This is a genomic window from Janthinobacterium sp. UMAB-60, from assembly GCF_900095235.1.
Lineage (GTDB): Bacteria > Pseudomonadota > Gammaproteobacteria > Burkholderiales > Burkholderiaceae_D > Janthinobacterium.
Genome location: NZ_LT607490.1, coordinates 212884 through 231572 on the forward strand (window position 1 = coordinate 212884; position 18689 = coordinate 231572).

Annotated in this window: 7 protein-coding genes and 1 pseudogene; 2 read left to right on the forward strand and 6 right to left on the reverse strand. The window is 69.4% G+C overall.

Annotated features, from left to right (window positions below; translation table 11 throughout):
* Positions 1 to 100 precede the first annotated feature (100 nt).
* Positions 101 to 715, reverse strand: coding sequence for a winged helix-turn-helix domain-containing protein (locus K0F86_RS16025; protein ID WP_219135328.1), 615 nt, complete (start codon positions 713 to 715; stop codon positions 101 to 103).
* 331 nt (positions 716 to 1046) lie between these two features.
* On the opposite strand from K0F86_RS16025, the pseudogene K0F86_RS27585 reads away from it, so the two are divergent.
* Positions 1047 to 1448: pseudogene (locus K0F86_RS27585) on the forward strand (alpha/beta fold hydrolase); the annotation flags it as partial.
* A gap of 249 nt (positions 1449 to 1697) precedes the next feature.
* On the opposite strand, the gene K0F86_RS16030 reads toward K0F86_RS27585, so the two are convergent.
* From K0F86_RS16030 to K0F86_RS16040, 3 genes are read right to left on the reverse strand one after another with little or no spacing between them, the layout of a single operon-like run.
* On the reverse strand, positions 1698 to 2396 hold the full coding sequence (locus K0F86_RS16030) for a VIT family protein (protein ID WP_219135329.1): 699 nt from the start codon (positions 2394 to 2396) through the stop codon (positions 1698 to 1700).
* 10 nt (positions 2397 to 2406) lie between these two features.
* A complete protein-coding gene (locus K0F86_RS16035; RefSeq protein WP_257572192.1) occupies positions 2407 to 3801 on the reverse strand; it encodes an ATP-binding protein in 1395 nt (464 codons plus the stop codon).
* Complete coding sequence (locus K0F86_RS16040; protein ID WP_219135331.1) at positions 3801 to 4496, reverse strand: response regulator; 696 nt, start codon at positions 4494 to 4496, stop codon at positions 3801 to 3803. Before K0F86_RS16040 ends, K0F86_RS16035 begins: the two co-directional genes overlap by 1 nt.
* A 196-nt stretch (positions 4497 to 4692) precedes the next feature.
* Between K0F86_RS16040 and K0F86_RS16045 the strand changes: the two genes are divergently transcribed.
* Positions 4693 to 5235: a cytochrome b gene (locus K0F86_RS16045; protein WP_219135332.1), complete on the forward strand. Its 543-nt coding sequence runs from the start codon at positions 4693 to 4695 to the stop codon at positions 5233 to 5235.
* A 21-nt stretch (positions 5236 to 5256) separates the two neighbouring features.
* On the opposite strand, the gene K0F86_RS16050 is transcribed toward K0F86_RS16045, so the two are convergent.
* Both K0F86_RS16050 and K0F86_RS16055 read right to left on the reverse strand, forming a co-directional pair.
* Positions 5257 to 5859: an RNA polymerase sigma factor gene (locus K0F86_RS16050; RefSeq protein WP_257572193.1), complete on the reverse strand. Its 603-nt coding sequence runs from the start codon at positions 5857 to 5859 to the stop codon at positions 5257 to 5259.
* Positions 5859 to 18656 (reverse strand): filamentous haemagglutinin family protein, encoded by a 12798-nt coding sequence (locus K0F86_RS16055; protein ID WP_257572183.1) that lies wholly within the window; start codon positions 18654 to 18656, stop codon positions 5859 to 5861. The genes K0F86_RS16050 and K0F86_RS16055 overlap by 1 nt, the downstream gene beginning before the upstream one ends.
* Positions 18657 to 18689 lie beyond the last annotated feature (33 nt).

The window sequence follows — 18689 nt, forward strand, 5'->3', positions numbered from 1 at the left end:
CTTTCAATAAACGTTATATTCAATCACAGGGCTTGCACGTTTATTTTAAGGAGCTGTACCACGGCCAGCATGACACTTTATGACATATCCTTTTTCTTGTTCATGGATCAATAATTAATACCTCGCCGAAAGAGAATCCACGCACCCTCTCGGTATTCAGCGGCAATTTGACGCCGGCGCCTGATTCCACTTTCTTGCGCAGTCTTCTTAACATGGTGTCGATGCGGTTCTGGTCGTAGGATAAATAATCCTCGCCAAATGCCTGCACTATCTGCTTGCGCGAAACAGCCTCGTTCATTTCCACCAAGGCGAAATTCTTGATGAACTTGAATTCCAGGCTGGTTAATTCCACGATGCGGCGATTTGGTGCTTCAAGGCAACGATTTCCCATGCTGAGGCGCCATCCGGGCATCAGTTGGCGGGCCAGGTTCAGGATGCAAGTGAGCAGGCGTGGCCGCAATTGAATCGCCCCGCCGCTTTCGCCCGATGCATTGGCGTTAAATATGCGGATATCGCGCGACCCGCTGGCGCACGCAAGATTCAACGCGCCGCCACTTGAGACAAATTCATGTGACGGCATTAACTCACCCAATGGCCGACTCAAATAGGACGCCAGATCCCGCACTTCGACGACCTGATAACCTGCGCTCTGAAAAAGCCTGGCCAGTTCGTGACTGCGTTCGGTATCGGCCCCTAACAAAAGTAGATCTATCATTCCGTTTATCTCTGTTCTTGTTTTTGAAGAGTAAACAGTAAGGCAAAAGTAAACGGCGCAACCTGACATAATCTGACGCGATTATTCCGGCGATAGACGCGGGATCAGGAAAACATTTTTTGTGCGCACTATCGGCCAGCCATGGCAGGCATGGCCGGCATGGCCGGCAGCGGCGATGGGAGCGGTGGCGTGTTTTCCCATGCAAACAAATTCACCATTTAGGGAAGTTTTGTCCCAGTCTTTTCTTCAGGCGACCTTCAGGCTAGCCTCAGCGGCGCTTCATGCGCGCTGCCGATACTGGCACCCGCCCCCAACACGCAAGGGACACCCCATGAACCAATCCAACGAGGACGAGCAGCATTTCGAGACCCGCAGGCAGGTCCTGCTGGGCATCACGGCCCGGGCCGCCCTTTCCGCCTGTGGCGGAGGATCGCCCGCCGCCAGTGTCAGGGACCGGCAAATTGGCGTGGCCCCCGGCGTCAGCCTGCATGTGCGCGACTGGCCGGCCGCATCAGGCGGCTATGGCGCATCAAGCAAGCCGCTGCCCGTGAACGACGCCAACGATATGACGTATGCCCCCGCCACCCTGGTGGCCGACCTGCAGGCCGTGCTCGACGCCTTGCAAGTCAAACGCGCCATCGTTGCCGGCCACTCGATCGCCGGCAACGAGCTGACCCTGTTCGCCGGCGACCACCCGCAGCGCGTGCGTGGACTCGTCTATCTGGACACGACCTTCGATTACCTGGCCAGCGGCGGCGATGAGGACTCCGAACCCACGCCCTTCGACGAACCGCCGCCTGGCCAGGCCGACCTGGCATCGGTGGCCGCCTCGATCACCTATGCCAGACGCATCAACAAGCAATGGTGGCCCGCGCTGGAAGCGAACTGGCGCGACGCCCTGGAAGTGCTGCCCGGCGGTGCCGTGCGGCCGAGTACCCCACCCGCCGTCGCCAGGGCCATGGACAGGGCCGCGCACGAAGCGTCAGGCTGCCGTGGCGCCGAACAGCGCCCCGATGCCCGATGCCGCCGCCATCGACAGCGCGCTCCAGAACACCACGCGCAGCACGCCACGGCCCACGCGCGCGCCGCCGGCCCTGGCGGCCAGGCCGCCCAGCAAGGCCAGCGATAGCAGCGACGCCACGACGATGGCTGGCGCCAGCATGGACAACGGCGCCAGCAACACCACCAGCAGCGGCAACGCCGCGCCGACGGCAAAACTGAGCGCCGAGGCGAGCGCCGCCTGCAGCGGACGCGCGCGCATGCTCTCGGTGATGCCCAGTTCATCGCGCGCATGCGCGCCGAGCGCATCGTGCGCCGTCAACGCCCTGGCCACTTGCGCAGCCAGCGCCGGCTCCAGGCCGCGCGCCACATAAATGTGCGTCAGCTCGTGCAGCTCCCCCTTCGGATCGCCGAGCAGCTCACCGCCCTCGCGCTCCAGCGCCGCCTGTTCCGTATCGGCCTGTGACTGCACCGAGACATATTCGCCCGTGGCCATCGACATGGCGCCCGCCACCAGGCCGGCCACGCCGGCCACCAGAATGCTGTCGTGCGTGGCGTGCGCCGCCACCACGCCCAGCACCAGGCTGGCCGTCGAGACGATGCCGTCATTGGCGCCCAGTACGGCGGCGCGCAGCCAGCCCACGTTGTCCATCCGGTGAAACTCGCGGTGTCGCAATGGCATATTTTCTCCTTTAGGTATGCATGGGCGCGTCGGCGGGCGCGGGAAAGCGCACCGTCACCACCAGGCCCGCGCCATCGGGCCCGGCGGCCAGCTGCACGCTGGCGCCATGCGTTTCGGCGATGCGCCGCACGATCGACAAGCCCAGGCCGCTGCCCGGCTGCTGCGCGCCGGCGGCGCGGAAAAAACGTTCGAACACGCGCTCGCGCAACTGCTCGGCGATGCCGGGCCCCGTGTCGCTCACGCGCAGCAGCACGCCGCCGGCCTCGGTGCGGCAATCCAGCGCCAGCGTGCCGCCGGCCGGGGTGTAGCGCATGGCATTGTCCATCAGGTTGCGCGCCAGGATCAGGACATGGTCCGGCTGCAAACGGCACGGCGCCGTGGCCAGGTCGGCCCGCAGCAGCAGATCCTGGCGCTGCGCCTGCGCCATCCAGGCGGGCAGCTGGTCGGCCAGCACGGCGGCCAGGTCCAGCACGGGCAGGTCGGGCGGCGGCTGCGACTGCGGGTCGAGCCGGGACAAGGTCAGCAACTGCGCCACCAGGCGCGTGGCGCGGTCCACGCTCAGGCCCAGGCCCATCACCGATTCCTTGCGCTCGGCATCGCTGCGCGCGCGCTGCAGCACCTGCAGGTTGGTCTTGATGGCCGCCAGCGGCGTGCGCAGTTCATGCGCGGCATCGGCCGTGAAGCGCTGCTCCTGCTCGCGCGTCTGGCGCACGCGCACGAACAGGCGGTTGATGGCCTGCAGCAGCGGCTGCACTTCCAGCGGCGCGCCCGTCACGCTGACACTGGCGAGATCGTCGGGCGTGCGCAGCGCCACTTCATCGGCGCTACGGCGCAAGGCGCGAAACACGCGGTTGATGCTCCACCAGATGGCCAGCGCCGCCAGGGCCGCCATCGGCAAGCCGATGACCAGCAGCTTCAGGGCGAAGCGGCTGCTGATTTCCTGGCGGTGGCTGGCCGGTTCCGCCACCTGGATCTGCAGCTGCGCGTTGTGATTCCAGCTCGTGTAGATGCGCCACAGGCGGCCGTCGTTGTCGTGCCAGCTGTAGCCCACATCGGCCGGCGCGGCGAACGCCCGGTCCGGCGCGCCGGCGTTCTTGTACAGCAGGCGCTGCTGCGCATCCCACACCTGGAACAGCAGATACTGGCGGTGGTTGCGGTTCTGCGCCACCGGCATCACCAGCGACGCGCTCGCGCCATGCTCCTGCACCTCGTGCTCGGCCAACGCGAGCAGCAAATGGCCCGTCTCGGCCAGCGACTGGTCGAACAGTTCCTGGCTTTCGCGCCCCGCTTCCAGATACACGATGGCGGCGCTGAAGCCCCATAAGGTGAACGTCAGTCCCAGCAGCACGGCCAGCAGCGTGCGCCGCAGCGACCATGCGCCCGCGCTACCCGGGATGGCGGGCATCACGGACACGCCTGCATCTCGGGCATATCGGGCGTAGCGGGCTTGTCGATGCTGTAGCCGATGGCATGCACGGTGCGGATCAGCGCCTTGCCCAGTTTGCGCCGCAAATGGTGGATATGCACCTGCAGCGCGTTGCTGTCGACTTCCTCGCCCCAGCTGTAGACGCCCTCTTCCAGCTGCACGCGGCTCAGGATGCGCCCGCGCTGCTCGACGAGCATCAGCAGGATGCTGAACTCCTTGCCCGTCACGGGCACCTCCACGCCGCCCTGGCGCACCTGGCGCGCGGCGACGTCGATGACGATATCGCCATGCACGAGTTCTTCGTGCGTGCGCCCGGCCGCGCGGCGGCAGGCGCTGCGCATGCGTGCCGCCAGTTCATCGAGGTCGAAGGGCTTGACGATGAAGTCATCCGCGCCCGCATCCAGGCCCGTCACCCGGTCGACGATCTGATCGCGCGCCGTGACGATCAGGATCGCCCCGTCATAGCCGCCACGGCGCAAGGTCGCCAGCGCCTGCATGCCATCCTCGCCCGGCAGGGCCAGGTCGAGCAACAGACAGCCATAGCGGTGCAGGCGCACGGCCATGTGCGCGCTTTCGGCCGACTGCACCCAGTCGACCGCATAGCCGGCCTGCTCCAGCCCCATCTGCGTGGCGCGCCCCAGCTGGGGGTCGTCTTCTGTCAGCAATATGCGCATCGTGGCCTGTCCTGTCTGGCTGTCGTGTCCGGGATTTCATGCTGGCAGCGTAGGCGCCGGACATTAAGAACTTCTTAACATCTGCGGGCGACCATCGATCCATCGTCCACTTCCGGCTGCTTCCCATGCCAGCCCCCTATCTTAACCGCTGGCGGCCAGACGCATCATCCACGCAACACAACGACAAGGAAACACCATGCACACCCACACTTTGAAGACGCAAGGCTGGCGCTATGCCGCCCCGGCGCGCCTGCTGCACTGGCTGATGGCCGTGCTGATCCCCGCCATGCTGGCCCTGGGCTGGTATATGATGGAGGTCGAGGACGATCCCGGCAGCGAGGTGTACTTCAATCTGCATAAATCGCTGGGCTTGCTGCTCCTGCTGCTGCTCGCCGCGCGCGCCGCCTGGCGCCTGGGCCACAGGCCGGCCAGCCTGCCGCCGTCCGTGGCGCCGTGGCAAGCGCGCCTGTCGCGCCTGGGCCACGGCTTGCTGTACGCGGGCATGCTGCTGGTGCCGGCCACGGGCCTGGCCGGTGCGCTGCTGAGCAAGAGCGGCGTGGCCTTCTTCGGCCTGGCCCTGCCGCGCTGGTTCGCGCCCGACCACGCCCTGGCCGAGCAGTGCTTCGGACTGCATGAACTGGGCGCCTGGACCCTGGCCGCCCTGATCGTGCTGCACGCCCTTGCCGGCCTCAAGCATCTGCTGCTGGACAAGGACGGCGTCTTCCAGCGCATGCTGTAGACGGCTGGCGTGCCATGATGCTTATGAGGCAACAGCAAACGATGGCGGTCCCGGCTGGAAACCAGCCCGCGCCGTGCGCAAAGCCCGGCGCGCCGTACCGATGCCGCCAATGACGGTCTGCCCCGTCTGCGCGGCGCAGTGGTCGAGCGCCTGCCGCAGCAGGGTGTCGACGCTGCGCAGCGAGATGCCGTGGCGCGCGGCCACCTCGTCGCGCGTGGCGTCCTCCAGGCGCAGGCCGAACAGCACCTGGCGGTGGCGCCGCGGCAGGCACGCCACCGCCCGGTCGACGGCGGCCAGCTCGGAGCGCACTTCGGCCAGGGTGGCCGGTCCCGCCGCGCCATCTGCCAACTGTTCCAGCACCGCTTCGGCACCGTCCGCGTAGTGCCATGGCCGCGCCTGGCGCAGCCGGTCCACGGCCAGGTTGCACGCCACGCGGCAGACGTAGGCATCCATGCTGCTGGCGGGCGGTGCGGGCTTGCCCGCCAGGCGCAGCCAGGCGTCGTGCAGGCTGTCGCTGGCCAGCTCCGCGCAGCCTAGGTAGCGCGTCAGGCGCCGGTGCAGGCGCGCGTAGTGCGTGGCCAGGTGCGCCTGCAGGCACGGCGACAACGCTTCCACGCTGGCCATCACAGGTCCAGCTCCTGCTGCTCCTGGCGCGTCAGGTGGGCGCGCTGAGTGGCACCCGTGCCGCCGAGGCCCAGGATGGCGACGGGGCTGTCCGGCCGGTAGCTGGCCGCCTTGCCGCGCTTGTCGCCGTCCTCGACCGGCTCGTCGCCAAAGCCCAGCACGCGCACGGAAAAGATCGATGGCAAGCTGCCGCGCGCCGCCGCCCGCTCGCGCTGCAGCGCTTCCTGCGCCGCGCCCGTCGCCTGCGACGCCGCCGCACTGGCATTGCTCAGGGCGGCCACGTTCACGGCGGCCAGCACCGGCATGCCGCTCGATTTCCCCTGCACCTGGATGTTCGCCGCGTTCACCACCTGCAGTGCCGCCAGGTTGACGTTGCCCGAGACGCGGATGCCCGCCTCGCCCGCGTCGATGGTGCCCAGCGGAGCGATCAGGTCGATATCGCCGGCCGGCACTTCCGGTATTGGCGCCAGCGTGGCGATGCCGGCGCCCGTGCTCGGTACGTCGGACGCCAGCGTCACATTGCCCCATTGGTCATACACGCGCTTGGGCGGCGTGTAGACGATGGTCGACTTCGAACCGCGCCCCGCATTGATGTCGCCCAGCGCCGACCAGCCCAGGATGGCGCCGCCGAAGGTGGTCATGATGCGGTTTTGGCCCAGCAGCATGCTGTCCCGGGCGTACAGCCCGATATCGCCCGCACCCTGCGTGAGCACGCCGGGCACCAGGCCGGGCACCGCGAGCGGCGCCTGGCCCTCCGTGCCGAAGACCTGCTTGCCGCCCGGCGCGAGCATGCTGATATCGCCGCCAAACAGGGTATTCACGCCGGACGGGCCATACAGGCTGATATCGCCCTGATAGCCGATACGCGCGCCGTGCGCATCCTGCGCGGGGAACAGCGCCGCGATGGCGTTGCGACCGCGCAGGTAGCTGCCGAAACGCGGACCTTGCGCATCGTTGTATTCGCGCCCGCCCGCCTTCAATTCATCGAAGAAGACCTGGCGCGCGAAGATCCGCTGCTGCTCGGGCGGCAAGGCGGCAAAACGCGTGCGCGCCTGTTGCGGCGTGCCGGTGAAACCCTCGCGCGCCGCCAGCCAGGCGGCCAGCTCCGGCGCATAGGTCCTGGCGACCTTGCCCGCCTGTTGCACCAATGGCACGCCAGCCTGGGCCAGGTTGGCCGGGTCCAGGTAGCGCTGCGCGAAGGCGGCGAAATCGACGCCATTCACGCCGGCTTCGCCCAGCCCCGCCTGCAGCACGATGCCGGCGCCGGGACGTTTATCGCCAGCCACCACGGCGCCCAGGCTGACCAGCGCACCCTGCTCTTCCATGCGGATATGCCGCCCCGCCGTCAGTTCCAGCGTGCCGGGACCGGCCACGTTGAAGCTGCTATGCAGGATGTCGCGCCCGGCCGCGACGATGGACACGTCCGTGGCGCGCGCATGCACGAACAGGTTGCCCGTGCTGACGCCATTGCCATACGCGTTCTCGCGGGTATTGGCGATGGCATTCGGCAACGCCGTCGGCTGGCCCGGCTGCGTGCCGGAGTTGACAATGTCGCGCCCGGCCCTCATCCACACGGGCGCGCCACCCTCGTACCATGTCTGTCCGGCCCGCTGGCCGTTGGCAAACGCCAGGAACTCGCCGCTGCGCAAGCCGACGATATCGCCCTTGCCCGCGTACAGGCGCGACGGCGTGCCGGCGGCGTCGGCGAGCGGCGCGGCGCTGGGGCTGCCAAACGCGAACAGGGGAAAGCGCACCAGGCTCGACACGATCCCGTCCGCGCCGCCATTGCCCGCCACGTAGGTGGCCGGCTGCGCATAGCCGGCGAAGGCGGGATGAACGGGCGTGGGCAGGCTCGACGCGGCGGCGCCCGAGCGGCTCACGGCATAGCCGCTGGCATACAGCGAATCGCCCGCCAGCAAGTCGAGCCGGCCGCTGGCCGATGGCGCCAGCAGCATGGAATAGCCGGGCGCATAATAGTCGCGTCCGCCCAGCGCCGACTTGCCCAGGAAGATGCTGCCATTCGCGGCCACCGCCCCCAGCTGCGAAGGAAACAGGAAACGCCCGTCCGAATCGGCATGGTTGCCCTGGCTCGCCGGTGTCCTGCCAAAATCGACATCGCCCAGTTGCACGCTCGGCGCCAGGCTGCCGCCGGCGGAGAACAGGTCGATCGCCGTGCCATCCGTCCACAGCGAAAACCAGCCGTAGCCGCCCTGCGCATAGGCCTTGCCATTGGCCGTGAACGCGGACGAATGAGGCGTTTTCACGCGGCCCGGGTCGCCCGTGCCGGCCAGCACCAGGTCGCCCCGCGTGGACACGCGCGCGGCCGCATCGCCCAGCATCAGCGTCGCGCCGCCGGTGGCCGTGCCCAGCGTGGCGCCGTAGGGATCGTAGGCGCGCTGCTCCTTGCTGTCGTGCTGCTGCGGCATGCCGCCATAATTGAAGGCGACGCCGCCCAGGCTGCCCGTTTGCAGGGCCAGCGCACCGCGCAGATTGCTCAGCGCCCCGTTCAGGTTCAGATTCTGGTTCTGGTAATCCGTCGCCGCGTCCGACTGAATGCCAAAACCGTTGTTGGCGGCCGCCCTGGCCTGCAGGCCGGGATTGAGGTCGCCGCCAATGCGCACGTCCATGTCGCCGCCGCCCGTCAGCAGCATGCCGCCGTCGGCGCCGACCCGGCCCGTGCCGGCCACGGCCAGCACCAGTCCTTCGCTGCGCGGCGACTGCTCGCCATCGGCCGAGCCGCGCCGCGCCTGCATGCCCGCATGGCCGCCCACATCGACGCTCAGGTTGCCGCCACCCAGCGTGCCCATGCCCGTGAAGCCCACCAGCATCGGCAGCTTGTCGATGATCGGCTGGTCGGGCTGCAAGACGCTCGCGCCACCGGCTTCCTTGATATACGTGCCAAAATTGATCCACCAGCTGGCGGGTATCGGGTCGACGCCGGCCGTGCCGCCCGTGCCCTGGCGCCACAGCCAGTTACCCACGTTGGCGCTGCCCGCCTGCCTGCGCAAGTCTTCCTGGCGCGCAACGCCGAACGCACTGACGATGTCACCCGTCAGGTTGCCGCCCGCGCGCAGCAGCAGATTGCCACCATGGTCAGGGTACCAGGCCGCATAGGCGCTGGCCGCGCCGCCATCGACCAGGGATTCATACGCCGCGCCGCCGCTGCCCAGCACCGTCGCGCCGTCGCCGGCGCGCCCGCGCGCCTGATTGTAGGCGGCATTGCCCTGGCTGGCGGTGGAGGTGCCCGCCGTATAGATGCCATATGGCGACAGGGTACTGACGTTGCCGGCCGCGATCAGGTCCAGGTCGCCCGTCCCCGTGCGCAGCACGCTGAAATGCTGGGTTGCTGGCGTCACGCTTTTCAGCGCGCCGATTTCCACCCGGTCCGGCGTGCCGGGAATCGCCTTGCCCAGCGGGATGCAGAGCTCCGCATCGCACAGTCCTTCCACATCCAGCGGCACCGGCTTGCCGGCCAGCCAGGCGGGATCATACAGGCTGGCGCTGTCGCTCCAGGCATAGTTGTGGCGGTCGCAGGCGCCTTCGTCGCACATGCCTTCAAGATCGGGCGCCACCGGCGTGCCTGGCTCGTACCCCAGCTCGCCCCCGAACGCATTCCAGAACCAGGCACCGCCCGGCCGCGCCGGCGTGCCCGGGATGATTTTCCGGTCATATGTTTCATACAGCGCGTAATGGCTGTCGGCCAGCCGCAAGTCGCCCGCCAGCACGGGCCGGATGCTGCGCGTGTCGGCCGCGCCGGTATCGGCGCCGGACACGAGCCGCATCGACCACGACAGCGAGCCTTCGGGCAGCATGGGCGCCACCGCCCAGTTACGGCCCTGCACGCCGCCCGTGATGGCGCGCAGCGGCACGCTGAGGGCGCCGCCCGGCAGCTTGACGCGGGTATCTGCGGGGATCAGCGCACCGACGCGCAAGGCCAGCGCACTGGCCAGCATGACCCCGTTCGGCTTGAGGTAGTTATCGAACTGCGCCAGACTCGGCAGTGGCACGCCGGCCGGCCAGGTCAGGCCTTCCAGCGCGGCCGACCCGGGCAACTGCGAACCGGCGCCCAGCTGCGTGCCTTTCGGCAGCAGCAACGGCTGGCCCGCAACCAGCGTGCCGGCCGCATGCAGCAGGCGGCCGGCGCTGTCGCGCACGTCCGCGCGCAGCACCGCATCGACTGGCACTTCCAGCGCCGCCGCCAGGCTGGCCGTCACCGGCAGCACGGTGCCCACGGCCAGCGTCGCCGGCTGGATGGGCAGGGCATAATTCAAGACCTTACCGGCGGGAAACAACGTTCCCTCGGCCAGCACCACGCCATGGCCCGGCACCACCACGTCGCCGCCGTAGGCCTGGCGGCCCGGCGTCAGCACCCAGCCCTTGTCGTCCGGCGTGGCGGGCGGCGGCGCAAAACCGTCATTGATGCTGCCAAAGATGTCGAGATTGCCGCCCGCGCGCAACACCAGACTGCCCGGTTCGCCCGAGCCGGTCACGGCGGTTTTTGGCGTCTTCGCGTTCAGGCCCGCATAGCGGTGCGCGGACAGGTCGATGTCGCCGCTGACCACCAGGTCGCCCTGCGTGACGATTTCCACGCCGGGCCGCACATGCAGCGTCTCGGCAAATGCGGCCGTGCGCAAGCCGGCCAGCTTATTTTCCAGCAAATTGGCGTTGCCCAGCGCCCCCGCCATGAAGGCCGTGCTGTCGTCATGCTTGCTATCGAGGTAAGCCTGGTCGATGAACTGGTACGGCCGTCCACCCGCCGCCAGGTCCGCCTGCGGCAAGCCGTCCGGGCCCGGCACGACCTGGCCATTAGCATCCTTGAGCACGCCTTGTGGCGCATCGCCGTAGCGCGCCGTGCCGTGCACGGCGATCTCGCGCGCGCCTTCGATGCGCAGGCCTGCGCCGGCCGCAATGGCAATGTCGCCGTGCGTGGCCGCGTCGGCGTCGCTGGCGCCACCGGCGCTGCCCAGGCGCGCCGCGTGCAAGTCCACCGTGCCGCGCGCCTTGCCGTCATGCCGGCCCTTGCCCGCGCCGCTGCCGGCGGCCGTGCCGTGGCGCACATCGAGCCGTGCGCCGCTGTCCAGGGCCAGCACGCCATCGCCCGCATTGATTTCGATCAACGCACGGTTCGGCGCATCGATGATCTTGCCGTAGCTATCGACGCGCAGCACGCTGCCATGCGCGTCGAGCACGGCCGTGCCGGCCAGCGTCACGCCATGCTTGCCCGCCAGGCGGATGGCGCCCACGCGCTCGCCGCTGGCGTCGATGACGCCGGCCACCGTCAGGCGGCCATTGTCGAGCGAAACATTGACGCTGCCCGCCCTGATCTCGTCGCCGATGGTCAGATCGCCCCGCTTGATCTGGAAACTGCGTTCGCCATCCACCTTGCCGTCGTTCAGGCGCCGGTTCAGGGCCGCGAAGTCGCCCACGTCCTGCGCGCGGATATCCACGGCGCCGCCCTTGTAGGGCAAGACGGTGCCACCGGCGTCATAGCGGCCGCTGGCGCCGCCCAGCAGCCGGCCCTGCAGGTCAACCTTGCCTGCGGACGCATCGAGGGCGATGGCTTGCACCTTGCCGCCCTGGTTGTTGCGGGCCGACACATCGATGCCGGCGGCGGCGGCCTGCGCGATATTGCCGCTGCGGCTGGTCAGTATCACCTCGCCGCCCCAGCTGTACTTGTCCGCATCGTGGATGCTGACCTTGCGTCCCGCCAGGTCCAGCTGCGCGCCGTCCAGCAGGCGCACGTCGCCAGTGCCGGCCAGGGTCAGTTTGCCGCTAGGCAACACCACGACCGTATCGAGCGTCACGCTATTGCCCGCCAACAGCAGTTCCGCGCCCAGCGCGTCGCTGCCGGCAAGCGCCGCTGGCCTGGCGCCGCCCGCTCCCGCGATATTGAGCGCCCCGCCTGCCGTGATGCGGTTGACGGAACCGGCTTGTCCCGTCAGCAGCGGCGTGTTCAGGTACAGGTCGCCGCCGGCGTAGGCGTAGCCCTTGCCCGTCGCATAGGCGCCCTGCGACTGGTGCACGGCCAGGCTGCCCTTGTGGTTGGCCGTGATGCGCTCGCTGGCATTGAGCCTGACGTCGGCGAAGCCCAGTACCAGGCGCTGCGCGTCGGCCAGCGTGTCCGGGCGGGTGTCGGGCCCATAGCCAAACTCGATGCGTCGCGCGTTCACGTCCAGCGTGCCGCTGCCCGTGCCGGCGCCGCCGGCCAGCACGGCGCCGGGCAGCGCTGCCGGGCCGGCCGTGCCGCCATTCCAGACGAGGGTATCGGTGACGATGCGCGCCGCCTCGCCCGCCTTGCCGCCGCCATACATGGCCGGCGTCGTCAGCGACAACTTGTCCAGCAGCGACTTGCCGCTGGTATCCATGGTGCTCAGGGTCGTGTCGCCGTAGAAATTGAGCGACTGGGCGGCCGTCAGCGACAAGGTCTGCAAGGCCGGCGCGCCAGTGCCGGCATCGCCGCGCAGCAAGCGGTCCAGGACCTCCTGGTTCAAGGTCAGCCCCGGCGGCAGGGCGCCGCGGTCGGCGGCCGCATCGAGCGCCTGCGCACTGCCCACGTTGATGCCGCCGACCGCCAGGGTCAGGTGGCGCGTGCCGTAGCGCACGGCGTCGCCGAGCTCGAAGGCACTGCTGGTGGCAAAGGCGATCGAGCCTTCCGAATACAGCGAGGCAGCGCCAGCGCAGGCGGCTTGCGCGCAAGTGCCGATGCGGATGCTGGCCGGCGTGCCCGCGCTATCGTATTGCGGCGCCAGCATCTGCAGGCGGCCATTGGACACGGCCAGCACGCCACGGTAGCCGGGCTGGTAGACGAAACCGTCGTCGGCATCGAAGGCGGACTTGCCGCGCCCCAGCGTGCTGATGGCAGCCCCCTGCTCGACCTTGATGCCGGCGCCCTGGTTTGCCACTGTTGAGTTGGCGGTGAGCAATACTTCGGCGGCCGACAGCGACGCCCCGTCACGCACGGTGATGGCGCCGGCGGCCCCGCCAGTGGAGAAGTCGAGCAGGTTGCCACCCTGGCCATAGCGCACCACGGGCAAGTTGCCCAGCGACAGGCGCGCCGCACCCACGGCGTTGACGTCAGCGCCGCGCAGCGATACGGTGCCGATGTCGGCGCTGGCCTGGCCAGCGGCCGCCAGCACTTCCAGATGCCCGCCGTCCATCGGGAAGGCCAGCGTGCCGCCATATCCCTTGTCGGCGGGCTGAAAGCGGGCCTGGCCCTGGAAATGGAAATCGATGGCGTCGCCATTGCCTGGCATCAACTGGACCAGCATGGTCCGCGCATCCGCTTCCAGCATGGCGCGTGGCACACCCAGCCTGGCCGCGTCGGCGCGCACGAAATCGGCATAGCTGGTTTCCCGGTACTGCGAATAACTGCGCGACACGCTGGCCGGCGTCACGATCAGCTGTCGCGACAGGGCGTCGCCGATGCCCGTGCCTGCCACGGACAGGCGGCCGCTGGCGGCCCAGGAACCGTTGCGCATGGCATTCGGCGCGGCCGGCGCGATGCCGGCCTGGCCATTGATTTCGACGCGGAAGGCGCCCGGCAGCAAGGCGTAGGTCGACGGCAGCAAGGTGTAGCTGCCGGCCGGCAAACCGGGTACGCCGGCGCCTATCGTCACCTGCTGGCCCGGTGCGGGCACACTGGCGCCGCGCTCGCCATCGGCGGGGGCCACCGGCGCCTGCGCGCCCGGCACAATCGCGTACACGGGATTGCTGGCCAGTTCAGGCAGGATGAAACCGCCGTTCGCCCGCGTCTGCACCAGCGGATGGTAGCGCGCATCGGTGGAGCCGCCACGGCCGGCCACGAAGGCGGCGCCCAGCAACTGGCCGCCGCCCGACAGATCGAGCACGGCGCCCGGCTGCACGTCGACCGCGCGGCTCTTCATCGCCAGTCCCACCTTCAGATTGGCCGTCGTGCCATAGGTGCCGCCCGCGCCCAGCAAGCTGACATCCTGGCCATCGTAGCGCCAGCTGACGCCATCGGCCGTGCCGCCATATGGCAGCATCAGGCCGGCGCCGCTGACCGACGTCACGCTGCCCGGCAGGAAGCGCAAGGAACGCGTGTCCGACATGCTGGCGCCCGTACTGGCGCCCAGCACGAGGCTGCCCAGCGGGGCCAGCAACACGCCGCCCTGCTCGATCGCGGCCGCGCCCAGGGTCAGCGCGCCAAAGGCGGAAGATGGCGGCAGCGGCGGCGCTGCGCCATCCGTGCCGGCGCGGCCTATGCGCAGCAGGCGCTGCTGCGCATAATCGCTGCCCCCGCCCAGGTAACCGGCCCGCACGATGGCATTGGCCCCCGTTGCAGGATAAATGCGCGCCGCCGTCAGCGCCAGGTCGGCCGGCGTGTTGAGGGCGGTATTCTGGCCGCTGACGGTGGCGCCCAGGAAGCGCAAGTCGCCCTGGCTGGCCAGTTCCACGCTGTCGAAGGCACGCCGGTCGAGCGCCATCGGCAGTCCTTGCGCGCGCTCCTTGCCGCCATGCGCACCCGTCGTCAGCACGTCGCGCACGTCGAGCAGCTGCGTGGCTGCCAGGCGCAAGGTGCCGGCGGCCGGCCGCGTCGATACGCCGCCCGTCACTGTGGGACGTATCTGGCCGTCGCCCGTGCCGACGGCGCCGATGCCGGCCAGGCGCATGTACGGCGCCGCCAGCAGCACGCGCGTGGCCGCCGCCGCGCCGTCGGCCAGTACCAGGGTCGGTGCGTACAGATGCAGGCTCTGGCCCAGCGACAGGGACAGGTCGCCATCGAAGCCGAGCATGCCGTTGCTGAGAATGGACAGGTTGCCGAAACCGCCAGCGGCCACCTGCGAAGCGGCCAGCGCCGCGTGGCCATACACGAACTGCGCGGCCGCCTGTTCCGGCTGGGTGGCGGCCAGCGTGCCGCCGGCCGGCTGCTGGCGCAGCATGAACTCGCGCGCCTGGCGCACGCGCTCGCCCGCGGTATCGCGGTACTGCGGCGTTTCCAGCGCGAGTGCGAGCGTGCCGCCGGCCGCGCCGGCGCCGCCCGCGCCGGCCTTCATCTGGCCGTCAAGATACAGGCCGTTGTTCGACGCCAGCGCGATGCTGCCGCCACGGCTGGCCACTTGCGTGGCGCCCAGGCCAGCCACGTCGAGCTGCGCCTGCGTGCCCGAAGCGTCGAGCAGCGCGCCTTCGCGCACGGCCACGAACAGGTGCGCCGCATCGGCCTTGCCCGTGGCCTGGTCGAGCGTGCCGCCCACCACGATGCTGCCGCCGTCGCGCACCAGGCCATAGCGCTGGCCGCGCGCATCGACGGCCGTGGCGGCGCGCGCCGCCGCGTCCAGCACTGCCCCGTCGCCGATCCAGATCGAGCGGCCGTGCCCGGCGCCGTTGGCCGTCTCGGCCGCCTGCACATCACCCGCCATGCCTTCCAGCACGATCTTGCCGCCCCAGGCATTCAGGCGGCCATCGAGCGTCAGCTGGCCGATGCCCGCTACCGTAATCGACTGGCCAGGATCGACTTCCAGCGTGGCGCCGTGGCCGATGCGCGCCTGGACGCTGGCCATGTCCGCGCCGCCGGAGACATCCGCCACACCGGCCTGCAGCCGCAAGCTGGCGCCGAGGCGCTGCGTCAGCACGCCCTTCCTCGCGTCTTCGCGGTATACGGGCGACAGCCACGCTTCCACCTCCTGCCCGGCCAGGCGCAGCAGCGGCATCGTCACCGCGACCTGCGCGCCGTCGGCCACCGTCAAGCCGCCGTTGCCGCCGATATCGTAGCGGGAAAATCCCTTGTCAAAAAAACCGCTGTCGAGCTGCAGCGTGTCGGCCGCCGCCTGCGCCGCTCCGCCGATCAGCACCTTCGCCGCGCGCACCTGCAGCGTGCCACCGCCCTCCACGCCCTGCCCCAGCAGCGCGCCATCGAAACCCAGGCTGGCTGCACGGTCGCTGCCCTGCATGCGCGTTTCCAGCGTCACGTTGCCGCCCTTGCCGCCGCGTAGCGCACCGCCAGCCAGCTCTGCCGCACCCGAGCGCACGTCGATGCGGCTGTCCTGGCGCAGCAGCACGTCGCCGCTGCTGCGCAGGGAAACACTGCCGCCGTGCCGGTATGCCAGCTTGGCGCCAGGCAATGATTCTTCCTCCTGCAGGGACTGGCTCCACAAGCCGCTCGCATCCAGCGTCACGCCGCCGGCCACCTGCACGCCGGCCTTGCCGCCGGTGGGCGCCTTCAGCACGCTGTCCTCGATGCGGTCGTTGACAGCCTGCCGCAGGATATTGCCGATCTGGATGCCGCCCGCATGCGCCGTCACGTCGGCATTGACCGCCACAGCGCTGCCGTACAGGGTCACGTTGCCGCCGTCGGCCACCCGCACGGCGCCATTGACGGCGATCGTATCCGTGGCGGCAATGCGCAGGGCGCCCAGTTCGAAGCCATTCAGGCGTGCCGTATCGAGCACCAGGCGACCCTGGCGCGAGGTTGGCAGCAGCGCGCCCAGGTCCAGGCCTGCGGCGATATCGTCCGCGCCGCCGGCCAGTTGCACGTCGCGCATGACGGCGCCCAGGCTGTCGTGCGTCAGGCCCGTGCTCTTTTCGAACATGGGCACGGAGCGGCCGACGATCAGCTGGCCGCGCGTGGCGGCGGCCTTGTGCGACTGATGGTAGCCATCGACACCGGCTTGCGCCGCCTGCTGCTGACCCGGACCCTGGACGGCGCTGGCGTCGATCAGCCCTTCCAGCACGGCCGCCTGCGTGCCAATCACCAGCTTGCCGGCATCGCGCCCCACCGTATAGCCGTTTTCCAGCCGCTGCAGCGGCGCGATCAGCGGACTGCGGTAGGAAGCCGTGGCGGACTCGCCCCAGCGCGCGTGCAGCTCTTCAAAGCCCCGGTACAGGCCCGTGTACAGCAGGTCGCCGGGCGCGCGCGATGCTTCGTACTGGCGGCCGTCGGTCCCATTCACCCACGTCTGGCGGATCGAGCCGCCTTCCACCCGCAAGGTGCCGCCCGACAGGTTGATGCTGGAGCCGGCCTGCGTGACCACGTCCTTGCCGTCAAAACTGAGCGTGCCGCCCTGCGCCATCCATTCTCCCACCGTGTGTCCCTGCATGCCCAGGTAGCCGCCCACCTCCAGCAAGCCGCCCGCCGTGTACCAGCGGTCGCTGTCATAGCCGTTCGTTCCCTTGGGAACAAACACCAGGCTGCGCCTGTCCAGCCAGATATCGCTGCTATTGAGCCCCTTGCCATCGCGGTTGCCCGGTGCGTCGCGCTGTTCGTTGCCCTGCACGTTGACCTTGACGTTGTTGCTTTCCATGGCCAGCCGCACGCCGGCCGCGCCCGCCACGTCGATCTGTGCGCCATCGCGCACCAGACTGCGGCCGGCTGCATTGACGCTGATCTGCCCACCCGTGGCCAGCGTCAGCGACGCGCCCTGGAAATCCACCGTGCCGGCGCTGTCGATGGCAATGCGCGACTGGTCGCGCCGGTCCGCCAGCGGCGGCATGGACGCGGCGCCGGTCACGGCCGGGGCGCGCAAGCCGTCGCGCTGGCTGTCGAGCGCCGTATTGCTCGCCTCTTCCTCGATCAGGATGGCTGTCGTGGCGCCCTGTCCCAGCACCACGGCGGCCTGTTCACCCAGCGCCTGCAGGTGCAGCGTGCCGCGCGCATTGACGCTGGTGCTGGCCAGCAGCACGCCATCCTGACGCACCTCGCGCCCGGCCAGGGTCGCATCGCCTTCGCGCGCCTGGATCAGCCCCGAATTGGCGACCTTGCCTGTCGCCCCCGCCACGCCGGACCGTGGCACGACCTCGTTGCCACGCGTGGTGGACAGCGCATTGCCATCCGTGCCCACGCCCTTGCGGATGACGAAGCTGTCACCAGCGGCCAGCAGCGCCTGCCCCTTCGGCGCCAGGATCTCGCCGCCGTTATGCACCTCGGCGCCTGCCAGCAGCACATAGCCGCCCCCCTCGGTGGAATTGGCGGGCGCGCGCGTGGCGACGCGTGCGCCGCGCAGCACCTCGACCTTGCCCAGTGCATCGCTGATCGATGGCGCGCTGCCATTGCTGTAAATGCCGCGCTCGCGGAACTGCGCGTCGCCGATGCCGGCGGCGGCAGCCACCAGGTTGCGCGTATCGACCTGGCTGGCGCCATGGAAGACGATGCCGTTGCGGTTGACCAGCAGCACCGTGCCGTCGCCCTCGATGCGGCCCTGGATCTGGCTGGGACGCGCCAGCGGATCATTGACCCGGTTTAGCACGGCCCAGTCCTTCTGTTGCTGGAAGGACAAGATCGTATCCTTGCCGACATTCAACGTTTCCCAGTTCAGGATGGCCTTGTCGGCCGTCTGCCGCACCAGCACCGTCGTCTTGCCTCCCTGCACCGTCTGCACGGGCGCCTGGGCGTTGAGCCAGCCAGCCGTCAGGCTGTTGGCATCGATCTTCAGGCCGCCATTCACCAGGCCGTCGGGCACGCCGGGCGCAGCGGCCGCTGCCTGGCGCGCCTGTGCCTGCGCCGCCTGCTGCGCAGCGATGGCGCGCGCGGCCAGATTCAGGTTGTTGAGCGAACGCTGCAACTGCTCGCCAGTCTGCGCGCCGGGCGCCACCGGCCGTCCCGCCAGCGGCACGCCGCCAGGCTGCCGCCCCGTTTGCACCGCTGTCGCCTGCGTCGCGCCCTTGCCGGCAAACCAGGCGCCGCTGAACGCCTGCTGCGCCTGCGCCTGCTGCACCGTGCCGCCCGCCGCCAGCAGCACGGCCACGGCATACGCGAGTGGCGTAAGCCGCATGGCCGCTTGCGGGGCGGGCACGCGCAGCGTCTGTGTCATGGTCTTGCGCCGGGCAGTGTGAAACATGGTCATGGCAATGATTTCCTGGAAAAATGAACGTGCTGG